The following is an 11,882-nucleotide window of genomic DNA, read 5'->3' on the forward strand; positions in this document are numbered from 1 at the left end:
TACATTAAGTGAATCGCGCTCCCCTCACAAATTCCTTTCATAACGAATATTTTAGTATCCACTAATAAGAATTTTGTATAAAACACCAACATTTTCATCATCCTAAAAAATAAAAAGGTGATACTTTGAAACAGTCGCTCTGGTTAGAAAATGTTCCAACGATTTCTGCTCCATCATTAAAGCAATCCCTTCATTGTGATATTTGTATCATTGGAGGGGGGCTAAACGGAATTTACAATGCATATTTATTAGCCAAAAAGGGCTTCCATGTCGTATTAATCGAAGCGCTTAGTGAATTTTCCTATGGTACAACCGCCTTTTCAACAGGCAAATTAACTGCGCAGCATAGCTTAATTTATTCTGCATTAACAACGGATCAAGGTAAGCTTTATTATGAAGCCAACCATTCAGCAATTGAACGAGCACTCGAAACGAATCCCCCAAGTTTTTCACGTGCTACCTCTTTTTTATATACGGGTACTTCTTTAGGCAAGGAACAATTAGTAGCTGAGGCAGAATGTTATAAAAAAATAGGGATTCCCTACGTTGCAACAAATGAAACAGAGCTAGCATTATCCGCAGAATTAGCACTTGGGATGAAGGATGAAGGTCAAATTAATCCCTTCCTTTTTGCACAACACTTTGTACAGCTCGCTAGACAGCATGGAGCCGAAATCTTTTTAAACACACGCGTCACGCAAATTCATTCAAGTAAAAAATGTGTAACGACCGAACACGGACATGACATTCACTATAAAAAGTTGTTATTATGCACGCACTATCCTATTGAATCCATTCGACGTTTATATAGTGTAAAACTTCAAGTAAATCGCTCCTATTTGACTGCTACGAAGTGTACGCAATTATTACAGGAGCAATATATTAGTATTGATGAACAAAGTCGGACAATTCGTACCGCGCTCATTAATAACGTACCCTATTTTGTTTATGGTGGCCGCTCACATACCGCTGGAACCGTCACGCATACGGAACCATTTTATACTACGCTCAGCACGGAATTACAAACTCAATTTGGTCTTCCTGCACCGAAATATAGTTGGAGTGCTCAAGATATTCAGACGCCCGATAAAGTTCCTTATATTGGGCAGTTGTCACCAAATGATGATAGCTTATATATTGCAACGGGGTTTAATAAATGGGGACTTTCGACAGCACTCGTTGCAGGGGAAATTTTGAGTAACTTAATTTCGAAAACACCGCATCCTGCAACAGAGTTATTTTCACCAAGCCGCTCTAGCTTCGGCAATAAACTATATTTTATGATTCAAACGGGGGGCTTTATTGGTAAGGAATTTATTAAAGGTCATGTGACACGGACAAATGCGCCCCGCTGTACACATCTCGGTTGTAAAACAAGATGGAATGAAGGCGACCGCACATGGGATTGCCCATGTCATGGCTCACGGTATGATGAACACGGACAAGTAATTGAAGGTCCGGCCGTTTATCCATTAGACATGAAAAAGTTAAAACATGGGCAAGGTGAAATGTAGAAAATTACCTCACATTTCGATATGAAAAAAACCCGGTGCTACCTCTAATTTCGAGAAAGCACCGGATTTTTTTATTATTTTAATCCTTCAGTTAACACAGGAACGATTTGCTTTTTACGTGATACAACACCTGGAAGTACAATTCGACCGTTTTCGATTGTTGCACCAAATGCTTTTGCTGCTGCTTCTGCAACTTGTCCAGCCGCAACTGCTGTAGAATCATTGTTTAAAATATCTGTTACAACAAAGAAGAATAAATCTAATCCGTTATCTGCAACATCTTTATTTAATAAGTTTACTAACTCTTCTTGACGACCTAGGACATCCTCAATATCTACTGCATTCACTTGTGCAACAGTTGCTTTAAAAGCACCGAACTCGAAGCCTTTTGCATCTAATGATAGAAGGTCCTCCAATGATTTATCCGAAAGGTCAGCACCCGCTTTTAACATAGCTAAGCCGTACTCTGCAGCATCAACGCCTGCAATTTTTGCTAACTCCTCACCCGCTTTTACATCTTGGTCTGTGCAAGTTGGTGATTTGAATAATAATGTATCAGAAACGATGGCAGAAAACATTAAGCCAGCGATATTTGCTGGGATCTCTACGCCATTTTCTTTGAAGATTTTATTTAAAATCGTTGCTGTACACCCTACTGGCTCAGCACGGAAATATAATGGATCTGCTGTTTGGAAGTTTGCAATACGATGGTGGTCGATTACTTCTGTGATTTGTACCGCTTCAATACCCTCTGCAGATTGTTGGAATTCATTATGATCTACTAAAATAACTTGCTGTGCTTCGTCTTTTACATTTCCAATTAAACGAGGTGCTTCAAAGCCGAATTTATTTAGCGCAAATTGCGTTTCATTATTAATTTCACCAAGGCGAACTGCTTCTGCATCCACACCCATTTGTTGCTTTAAATACGCATATACAATCGCGGATGTAATTGTATCTGTATCTGGATTTTTATGTCCGAAAACTAAAACTTTACTCATAATTGAGCCTCCTATAATAAAAACTATTTCGTCCTCTATTTTAACATATTCGTGTCGTTGAAAAAAATAGAAGATTATAATTGATGAAAGCAAATCAACCGTTACTATTTTCATCACGAATTGTAATACATACAAAAAACGTAACGGCACCTACACCTTTACGTTTTTTTATCGTTTACCAATTTCAATTAATTTTGCACTTTTATATTCTTTAATTAGTTTTTTACGAAACCCTTCATATTGCTTTGGATTTTGAATGACCATTGACTCTACTAATGCATGTAGCAATGCGAAAATAACAATTGTACATGTTGCGCCACCTTCTTGAGCTGAAGGCACAATCAATACTTTGTCCGCGGGTTCTTTAACAGCAATAAGCTTTTTATCACGAATCGCAACAATTTTGACTTTCTTTCTTTTAGCAATTTCAACAGTTGTAATAATATCCTCGTATTCATCGTCTAACGAGATGATAATGAGTAACGAATCTTCATCCATTAACGTAAGCTGTTGAACAATTTTATCCGCTTCATGCTCAATAAAATAAACATGATCTCGCAACATAGCCATGTTATTATATAACCAAAATGACGCAGGAGCTGATTGTCTAAATCCTAAAAGGTGCACCTTTTTTGTACTGTGCAAAAGTTGAACGACTTCTTCAAATTGCTGTTCGTTCAGCTGATTAAATGTCTTTGAAATGCCATCAATATTTTGTTTAACAATAGCCGAGCAGACATTATTCTCTACTTTTGAAACTGGAGCTGATTTTTTCTTAAGTGACGTTTCGCCGTTATGAATCAGATTTTCTCTGACTTTGTTTTGCAAATCACTAAATCCAGATAAGTCCATCGCATAGCAAAAGCGAATGACAGTTGATTCGCTCACACCCGCTTGTCTTCCAACTTCAGAAGCAATTTGTGTCGCGACAACATTTGGATTATCCATTATAAATTGAGCCACTTTACGTTGCCCTTTTGATAAGTGAATAAATTTCTTCTTTATTTCTTCACAAATTCTCATCCTATATCTCTACCCTTTCTCTATTTAATTTCAACCAATTGCTTCCCGAATCCTAATTCCATATTCTCTATACAATAAAAAATACATTAACATGAATATTAATCGAATTCAACGAGTTTTCTGAAAAAACTGTATCTTCACAGAGAATTAAGTACTATATGTATAAAATTGACAAAAAATTGTAATGTTTTTAAAATTAAATAGAGAATTAATAAGAATATACTATACTTATTATATTAATAGGTATTAACATAATGCATATTTCATGTTTAACAAAGACAAAATTAAGACAAAAAACCTAATTTTCAACAGGCTATTTTACATAGAACACACCAAAAATTTATACACTATTTTCCACCTCAATCAAATAATCCTCTATGTTAAAAGTATCATTTTTAATAGGTGTGATTTGGTTGAGTTGGCATGGAGTAAACCTATCATGGTAATCAACTGACTCCACATCAAAAAACTCACCATCTCAAATTTCGAAATGGTGAGTTTTTAATTTCATGCTATTTCCTATCATTTTTACTTATAGTAGCTCTGTTTGTTTTGTTTCTTTTCCTAAAAAGATAACGGTCAACACGCCAATAACAATGGCCACACAGAAAATCGTGAAAATGTAGCTAATATCATAGCCCTTCGTCAGCAATGTACCTACTAATAACGGACCAAAAATACCACCTACACGTCCGATTGATGCCGCCATTCCTGCTCCAGTTCCACGGACAATCGCTGGGTATTGCTCAGGAGTATAAGCGTATAATGCTCCCCAAGCACCTAAATTAAAGAAAGATAAAAGCATACCTGAAATTAATAATGCTGTTACCGTTTCTGCGCCACCAAATACAAAGGCACTTGCTGCTGTCCCTAATAAATAAGTAACTAATACAAATTTCCGACCAAACTTTTCGATAAACCAAGCAGCTGTAAAATAACCTGGTAACTGAGCCAGCGTCATAATTAACACATACTTAAAGCTTGAGATTAAATCAAATCCTTTACCTACCATTACACTCGGTAACCAAAGGAACATGCCGTAATATGAAAATACAACTGCAAACCATAAAATCCATAACATCAAAGTAGAACGAGCGTATTTTGCTGACCATACTTCCGATATGTTTTGAAAGATAGATCGTTTTTTTGATTCAGCTTTTACCCTGAATTGTGGTGAATCCGGTAATTTTATACGAATATAGATTGCATAAAATGCTGGTAATGCCGTTAATAATAATGCAACACGCCAACCATCAATCGGCCAAAATTCTGCTGGAATAACAAAATAAGATATAATTGCGGCAATTAGCCAACCACCTGCCCAAAAACTTTCTAATAAAACGACTACTCTTCCGCGCTCCTCTGCCTTTACACTTTCAGCAACTAATGTTGACGCAACTGGTAGTTCTCCTCCAAGTCCCATCCCCACAAAAAAGCGTAATATTAAAAATGCAGTGAGTGTTGTTGTAAACGCTGATAATCCGCTAGCAACTGAAAATAAAATAAGTGTCCACATAAAAATTTGTTTGCGTCCCACTTTATCTGCTAACACACCAAATACTAGTGCACCAACTGCCATACCGATGGAGTTAATGCTTCCAATCCACCCCATTTCAGTACTATTTAAATTCCACTCCACTGCCAATGCTGCAATAACAAAGGATAAAATACCAACATCCATTGCATCGAACATCCATCCTACACCTGCAACACCTAAAAGCTTGTTACGTGAAAGGGGCTTTGTTTGACTATTATTTGCTTCCACTTTACTCATATCCCTTCTACGTGTCTTTACATGTGTCATATTAATAATACTATACAATTGTTTCTTAAAAGTGACAACTCTCAATTTATTTATCGAATAGTTTAGACAATTTTTCGTTTCCTATTGAAATCACCTAGCTATAGGTTTAAAATGTCTTGTATATAAAAACAAATGTTCATCCTACGAGAACAAAAGGAGCTAATTTTCTATGTGGAAAGGTCTTATAGAAGAATATAAACAATTTTTACCCGTAACTGAAAATACACCTGCATTAACTTTAAATGAGGGGAATACACCGCTCATCCATTTAGTCAACTTATCAAAGGAATTAGGAATTGAATTGTACGGTAAAATTGAAGGGGCAAATCCAACTGGTTCATTTAAAGACCGCGGTATGGTTTTTGCTGTAGCAAAGGCTATTGAAGAAGGTTCAAAAGTTGTCATTTGTGCATCGACAGGGAATACTTCAGCAGCCGCAGCAGCATATGCAACACGCGCTGGTATTCAGTCCATCGTTGTCATTCCAAAAGGCAAAGTGGCACTAGGAAAACTGGCTCAAGCTTGTATGTACGGTGCTAAAATCATTGAAATTGACGGAAATTTCGATGATGCATTAAATATTGTTCGAAAAATTGGAGAAACAACTCCGATTGCACTTGTAAACTCTGTAAACCCATTCCGAATTGAAGGCCAAAAAACGGCAGCATTCGAAATCGTAGATCAATTAGGCAAAGCACCTGATTATTTATGTATTCCAGTAGGAAATGCGGGGAATATTACAGCGTATTGGAAAGGTTTCAAGGAATATAATGAAGCAAAACAAAGTGGCTTACCAAAAATGTATGGTTTCGAGGCGGAAGGTTCTGCGGCAATCGTAAAAGGCGAACCCATTGCAAATCCGGAAACTGTGGCAACTGCAATCCGTATAGGAAACCCCGCTAGTTGGAAGTTCGCTGAAGCGGCTCGTGATGAATCTGGCGGTATTATCGATTCCGTAACAGACAAGGAAATTTTAGAGGCATACAAACTAATCGCTGGTAAAGAAGGTATTTTTGTTGAGCCTGGTTCAGCTGCTTCATTAGCAGGTGTGATAAAATCAGTAAAGGCAGGTAAAATTGCACTAGGTAGTCGTGTCGTTACTGTATTTACTGGAAATGGCTTAAAAGATCCTGATACTGCAATGAATGTTTCTTCAGTTGATCTTGTTTCATTAAAAAATGATGAGCAAGAAATTCGTAGCTATATCGAAGGCGTATTTTCACTATGAGAACAAAATGGCAAATTTCAATACCTGGTAGCACAGCCAATTTAGGTCCTGGTTTTGATTCAATTGGGCTTAGTCTATCACTTTACTTAACATTAAATGTAAGTTTACAAGACGAGTGGGAATTTGTTCATATTGGGGAAAATGTTCCAATGGATACGACCGTAGAAACGCATTTAATTTATCAAATTGCTAAGCAAGTGGCTCTTCAATATGAACGCACCTTACGCCCTTGTAAAATAGAAATGAAGAGTGAGCTGCCTCTTGCGAGAGGTTTAGGTAGTAGTGCCGCTGCGATTGTGGCTGCCATAGAACTAGCGAATATTTTATGTGAGCTCAATTTGTCGACACAAGACAAGTTGAATATTTCATCGCAAATAGAAGGTCATCCTGACAATGCAACGGCTTCTGTTGTAGGTGGATTAACCATTTCTTCTATGGATGAAAGCGGCATTGTAGATACCATTCGTATTAATGATTTAGACGTGGCATTTGTTGTTTTTATTCCAGATGTTGAATTAAAAACAGCCGATTCACGCAATGTTTTGCCTGATCAACTTGACCGTGGCTATTCCGTCCGTGCAAGTGCCCATGCAAACATGCTTGCAGCCTCTTTCGTTGCAAAAGATTATGAGCGTATCGGTCGATATATGGAAGCTGACTTATTCCACGAGCCATTCCGAGCAAAGCTTATTCCAAACTATATAGAAATTCGAGAGTCCGCAAAGCAAGCTGGTGCGTATGGAACAGCTTTAAGTGGCGCTGGCCCGACACTTATTTCAATAGTCCCGACTACGATTGCGAATCAGTTTGTAAGTACGATGCGCACACAATTCCCTGAGCATGACATTGTTTTAACAAGCGCCGATAATGAGGGTATTACGGTGACTGAACTTTTATAAAGTCGCTATATTAAAAGGAGCATTTTGGTTAACATCAAAATGCTCCTTTTATTTAATTACCCGCATAGATTTCACCAATTTGGGGTATAAATTACCCTATGTGAAAGGGGGAATTGTAGATGAAAATTGCTATTATTGGGGCTGCGGGTAAAGCTGGAACACATCTTCTTAATGAAGCATTATTACGACAACTAGATGTTACGGCCATTCTAAAAAATGCAGCCAATCTATCCATCGAGGATGTCTCAATCATTGAAAGAGATTTATTTAATTTAACAAAGGATGATTTAGCACCGTTTAATATTATTATTAATGCTTTCGCTCCGTTATCAGGGGAAGAACATCTTCATATTTCAGCAGGGAATCATTTAATCACCTTACTCGAGGGGACATCACAAAAGTTATTTATCATTGGATGCTCCGGTTGCTTATTTGTTGACGATGAAAAAACAAAGCGCTTAATGGAGGATGAGGAGTATCCACAGGACCTTCTCGATACTTCTAAGGCACAATTACAAAACTTACAAAATCTAGAAAACTCATCTATTCAATGGACGTATTTTATTCCTTCTGCCATGTTTGATTCGGAAGGTCCTCGTACAGGGCATTACATTAAAGGCGAGAATCAAATGCTCCTTAATTCGCAATTCAATAGTTATATTAGTTACGCAGACTTTGCTGTTGCAATGCTAGATGAAATCGAAAAAAATGAACATAACAACACATGCTTCACCGTTGCATCTGAAAATGTAACTGCTGCATCCTAATCAATTTACATGTATTTACCTACACACGAAAAACATCATTTTGACGATTAATCAAAATGATGTTTTTCGTATCAATATCATTTACGCCTCGTCGCAATTGCGTCCATATTTTTCCAAGACAGAAAAACTCCTCTAAATAATTGTGACATCCACCGGTGCTTTGGGCCAACACGATGTTGGTCACTCATGCGTTGCCGCACGACGCGGCGTTCCTAGCCAGAGTTCCACTACAAGCAATTTAAAAGACATTGAGGCTTTAAGGAGTTAATAAAACTAAGCTAATTGCCATAACAGCCATACCAGCTACTAACCCGTAAATGGATAAATGGGTCTCGTCATATTTTTTAGCTGCGGGCAATAATTCATCTAATGAAATGAATACCATAATCCCCGCAACACCAGCAAATATGATTCCAAAAATCACATCATTTAAAAATGGCATTAAAACTAAAAATGCAACGAATGCCCCCACTGGTTCTGCTAGCCCCGATAAAAATGATAATTTAAACGCTTTACGACGATTGCCTGTCGCGAAATAAATAGGTACTGCTACCGCAATTCCTTCTGGGATATTATGAATAGCTACCGCAATCGCAATGGCTATACCTACATTCGGATCTTGTAGCGCGGCCATAAACGTCGCAATACCTTCCGGAAAGTTGTGTATAGCAATAGCGAGGGCAGTAAATAGCCCCATCTTCATTAATCGCTCTTCATCTATTCCTTGCTTGATCTGTACTGCATTTACATCCTCAACTGTACGAACTTCGTGTGGATTATTAGATTTCGGGATGAAACGGTCTATTAAGGCAATTAATAATATACCCCCAAAGAAACCGAGGAGTGTCATCCAATAACCTTGTGTAGCACCTAATGCAGCTGTTAATGAAATTTTTGCTTTGACAAAAATTTCAACTAAAGAAACATAAATCATAACGCCCGCAGAAAAACCTAAGGCCACAGATAAAAATTTTGTATTCGTTCTTGAAGTGAAAAATGCTAATAAACTACCGACACCTGTTGCAAGCCCTGCAAAGAGTGTTAAACCTAACGCAAAAACAACATTTTCGTCCATAGAATTCCCCTCTTCATCTATTTATTAATATGATTATAAACTAAATGTTTCCCGAGAGCAACATTTTTCGCTATAGTAACATCTTATGCAAAAGACCAACTTTTGACTCAAAAAAAGAACACCTAAATGATAATTAGGTGTTCCTTTTCTTAAGTTTCTTTTTTCTTGATTCATACCAAATAACACATACAATGAACCAACTGTAGCCCATGCTCCATCCTGCAATAACATCCGTTGCAAAGTGGCGGCTTTCTGCAATCCGTGATAGTCCTATTAAACAAGCTAATAGGATAGCAGCAATCCAAACGATTTGAATTTTCTTTTTTTCCTTAGCGATTTGTGAAAAAATAAATGCAAGTGTAAATAAGTACAGTACACCCGACATTGAATGCCCTGATGGAAAACTAAAAGAAGTCAACTGATCTATGATTTCCGGACGAGGACGTTCAAAAATTCTTTTTAATACTTGATTTAGTGCGCTACCTACTGCAAATGTAAGCAAAATGAAGATCATGCCATGATAGTTTCGCTCGCGTTTCCATAAATAAAGAAAAGCAATCAATCCAACCGCTACTACAAATATCGGCTCTCCAATATAATGAAATAAAATAATGAATTCATTTCCAGTTAGTAATGTAGCTATTTTATCATCAAACGCATTCATTGCCGTCGTATTATAAGTGAATGCCATTACGATAAAAATAATGCCCGTTACAATTGCTAATGGATAAGCCCATTTTTTCACATAAATTCCTACTTCCTAATATTAAATATGCTAACATTATCTTATCATATACATAGTAAACGATAAAAAATGATTTAAAGTTTCCTACTGCTCATTCCATCAAAAAAACAACAGGGAGTATTTCACTGTTGCTTCTGTCTATTATTCAACTACTGTATAATTCGTATTTTCCATTGAAATAACGAATTCTGGTTTTGGCGGCTTACCACCATGCTCTTTAATTTTTGCTTTATGTCCTGCAATATGCTCGGGACTCTTTTCCCAATTTTTCCATACTTCTTCAGATTCCCAGCGAATAATCATGACTACCTCATCTTCACCGCGGCGAACTTTTTTTTGTAATAGTTCACGTCCGATAAAGCCTGGTTGCCTTTCTAATATAGATGGGCCTTCATCTGGTTTTTGGCTAAATCGTTCAATAATTTTATCTGCATTGCCTTCCGTTAACGTCCATTTACGAATTTGTACAAACATTATTATATAGCCCCCTATTTTAAAAAAGCCGCCTTCAATTAGAAGGACGGCCTATTTATATTATTTTAAAGCGTTAATAATTTCATTTACTTTTTCAAGCTCAGAAGTTAAACCGCCACCTGCTAAGTACCAAAGCGCACCGTTTAAGTATACGATTTTACCGTTTTTAGCAGCGTTCGTTTTATTTACTAAATCATTATTAAATGCTTCTGAAATGTTTGATTCTTCACCCGTAGCGGCCATACGATCAACTACGAATAAAATATCTGGGTTAATTTCTAAAATTTGCTCATAGCTGATTTGTGCACCATGCGTTGAGTTTTCTAATGTATCATCCGCAGCTGGGAATCCATAAACGTTGTGTACGAAACCAAAGCGTGAACCTTCACCTGGGCCATAAGCAGAAATTGTTTCATTGTAAAGTGTTACTAATGCTTTTTCATCTGAGCTAGAAGAGATTGATTTTACTTCTTCAATAGCTGCTTCAATTTCAGCAATCTTTGTATCTACTTCAGCTTGCTTACCAAAAAGATCTGCAGCGATTTGAGTTGAAGCTTTAAATGTATTCCAGTAATCCGTGCTTGTAGTACCAACGAATACAGTTGGTGCTATTTTTGATAATTCTTCATACGCATCTCCTTGACGACCAGAGATGAAAATTGCATCTGGTTTCATTGCAGCGATATCTTCAAATAATGGCTCTTTTAATCCACCTGCGTTTGCATATTTGTCATCCGCATATTGGCTTAAATGTTTTGGGAAGTTCCCTTTTGCAACAGCTGTAACTTCAACGTCTAATGCAGTTAATGTATCTAAGAAACCATAGTCAAATACTACAATTTTTTCTGGTTTTTTTTCAAACGTTACATCTGCATAGTTTGAATCTGTTGATTTAATTGTCATTGGGTATGCTGAAGCAACCTCTTCTTTACTCGTGTCCTCTGTTTTAGCAGAGTTTTCTTTCTCTGAATCCTTTGAAGTGGCATCATCATTTGAACCACATGCAGCTAACATTAAAACAAGCATTGATAAAATAACAGTCATTAACTTCCAGTTCTTCATCTGTAAATCGCTCCTATTCATATATGTAAATTCGTTTTATTCATTTAAGTTCCCAATGATTATCATTATCATTTGAACAGTACTCATTATATCGAGATTGATTCTCAGTGTCAACTAGTTTTGTAAATTAAATCAATTATTATAATAAAAGTACATTATGAGGGATTTTTTTGATTTTAAATAAATATTTCCCTTTTATTTCCTCGGTAAAAATGAAAATAACGTTGCATCATGTCCTTATTTAAAGAATCCCACATCATACTATTCAAAAAAGAAAAACACCATTTCGA

The 11,882-nt window shown here is 36.8% G+C and carries 11 protein-coding genes; 4 read left to right on the forward strand and 7 right to left on the reverse strand.

Annotated elements, in window-relative coordinates:
* Nucleotides 1-125: 125 nt before the first annotated feature.
* The gene (locus CSE16_RS19880) at nucleotides 126-1,514 is read left to right on the forward strand and encodes an FAD-dependent oxidoreductase (RefSeq protein WP_099425472.1); all 1,389 of its coding nucleotides are present in this window, start codon (nucleotides 126-128) and stop codon (nucleotides 1,512-1,514) included.
* Between the two features lie 74 nt (nucleotides 1,515-1,588).
* Here the strand turns inward: CSE16_RS19880 and CSE16_RS19885 are convergent, their stop codons facing one another.
* The 3 genes from CSE16_RS19885 to CSE16_RS19895 all read right to left on the reverse strand — a co-directional run bounded on the left by CSE16_RS19885 (nucleotide 1,589) and on the right by CSE16_RS19895 (nucleotide 5,312).
* A complete protein-coding gene (locus CSE16_RS19885) occupies nucleotides 1,589-2,515 on the reverse strand; it encodes a manganese-dependent inorganic pyrophosphatase (RefSeq protein ID WP_099425473.1) in 927 nt (308 codons plus the stop codon).
* Between the two features lie 168 nt (nucleotides 2,516-2,683).
* Nucleotides 2,684-3,538, reverse strand: coding sequence for a MurR/RpiR family transcriptional regulator (locus CSE16_RS19890; RefSeq protein WP_099425474.1), 855 nt, complete (start codon nucleotides 3,536-3,538; stop codon nucleotides 2,684-2,686).
* Nucleotides 3,539-4,070: 532 nt separating this feature from the next.
* Nucleotides 4,071-5,312, reverse strand: coding sequence for an MFS transporter (locus tag CSE16_RS19895; RefSeq protein WP_099425475.1), 1,242 nt, complete (start codon nucleotides 5,310-5,312; stop codon nucleotides 4,071-4,073).
* A gap of 199 nt (nucleotides 5,313-5,511) precedes the next feature.
* Between CSE16_RS19895 and thrC the strand changes: the two genes are divergently transcribed.
* From thrC to CSE16_RS19910, 3 genes are all read left to right on the forward strand, one after another.
* The gene (gene thrC, locus CSE16_RS19900) at nucleotides 5,512-6,570 is read left to right on the forward strand and encodes a threonine synthase (RefSeq protein WP_099425476.1); all 1,059 of its coding nucleotides are present in this window, start codon (nucleotides 5,512-5,514) and stop codon (nucleotides 6,568-6,570) included.
* Nucleotides 6,567-7,469: a homoserine kinase gene (thrB, locus tag CSE16_RS19905; protein ID WP_099425477.1), complete on the forward strand. Its 903-nt coding sequence runs from the start codon at nucleotides 6,567-6,569 to the stop codon at nucleotides 7,467-7,469. Before thrC ends, thrB begins: the two co-directional genes overlap by 4 nt.
* A gap of 119 nt (nucleotides 7,470-7,588) precedes the next feature.
* Complete coding sequence (locus CSE16_RS19910) at nucleotides 7,589-8,236, forward strand: NAD(P)-dependent oxidoreductase (protein ID WP_099425478.1); 648 nt, start codon at nucleotides 7,589-7,591, stop codon at nucleotides 8,234-8,236.
* Nucleotides 8,237-8,492: 256 nt separating this feature from the next.
* Here the strand turns inward: CSE16_RS19910 and zupT are convergent, their stop codons facing one another.
* The 4 genes from zupT to CSE16_RS19930 form a co-directional block, all read right to left on the reverse strand.
* A complete protein-coding gene (zupT, locus tag CSE16_RS19915; protein WP_099425479.1) occupies nucleotides 8,493-9,311 on the reverse strand; it encodes a zinc transporter ZupT in 819 nt (272 codons plus the stop codon).
* 133 nt (nucleotides 9,312-9,444) lie between these two features.
* Nucleotides 9,445-10,056: a phosphatase PAP2 family protein gene (locus tag CSE16_RS19920; RefSeq protein ID WP_099425480.1), complete on the reverse strand. Its 612-nt coding sequence runs from the start codon at nucleotides 10,054-10,056 to the stop codon at nucleotides 9,445-9,447.
* Between the two features lie 141 nt (nucleotides 10,057-10,197).
* Entirely contained in the window at nucleotides 10,198-10,530 is a 333-nt protein-coding gene (locus CSE16_RS19925; protein ID WP_099425481.1) for an antibiotic biosynthesis monooxygenase family protein, read from the reverse strand.
* 60 nt (nucleotides 10,531-10,590) lie between these two features.
* On the reverse strand, nucleotides 10,591-11,592 hold the full coding sequence (locus CSE16_RS19930; protein ID WP_099425482.1) for a siderophore ABC transporter substrate-binding protein: 1,002 nt from the start codon (nucleotides 11,590-11,592) through the stop codon (nucleotides 10,591-10,593).
* Nucleotides 11,593-11,882 lie beyond the last annotated feature (290 nt).

The sequence above is a fragment of the Solibacillus sp. R5-41 genome (assembly GCF_002736105.1).
Classification (GTDB): domain Bacteria; phylum Bacillota; class Bacilli; order Bacillales_A; family Planococcaceae; genus Solibacillus.

Bases quoted from the DNA above. Each gene is read 5' to 3' on its own strand.
- CSE16_RS19885 (WP_099425473.1), bottom strand. From the start codon at position 2,515: ATGAGTAAAGTTTTAGTTTTCGGACATAAAAATCCAGATACAGATACA.
- CSE16_RS19890 (WP_099425474.1), bottom strand. From the start codon at position 3,538: ATGAGAATTTGTGAAGAAATAAAGAAGAAATTTATTCACTTATCAAAA.
- CSE16_RS19895 (WP_099425475.1), bottom strand. From the start codon at position 5,312: ATGAGTAAAGTGGAAGCAAATAATAGTCAAACAAAGCCCCTTTCACGT.
- thrC (WP_099425476.1), top strand. From the start codon at position 5,512: ATGTGGAAAGGTCTTATAGAAGAATATAAACAATTTTTACCCGTAACT.
- thrB (WP_099425477.1), top strand. From the start codon at position 6,567: ATGAGAACAAAATGGCAAATTTCAATACCTGGTAGCACAGCCAATTTA.
- CSE16_RS19910 (WP_099425478.1), top strand. From the start codon at position 7,589: ATGAAAATTGCTATTATTGGGGCTGCGGGTAAAGCTGGAACACATCTT.
- zupT (WP_099425479.1), bottom strand. From the start codon at position 9,311: ATGGACGAAAATGTTGTTTTTGCGTTAGGTTTAACACTCTTTGCAGGG.
- CSE16_RS19925 (WP_099425481.1), bottom strand. From the start codon at position 10,530: ATGTTTGTACAAATTCGTAAATGGACGTTAACGGAAGGCAATGCAGAT.
- CSE16_RS19930 (WP_099425482.1), bottom strand. From the start codon at position 11,592: ATGAAGAACTGGAAGTTAATGACTGTTATTTTATCAATGCTTGTTTTA.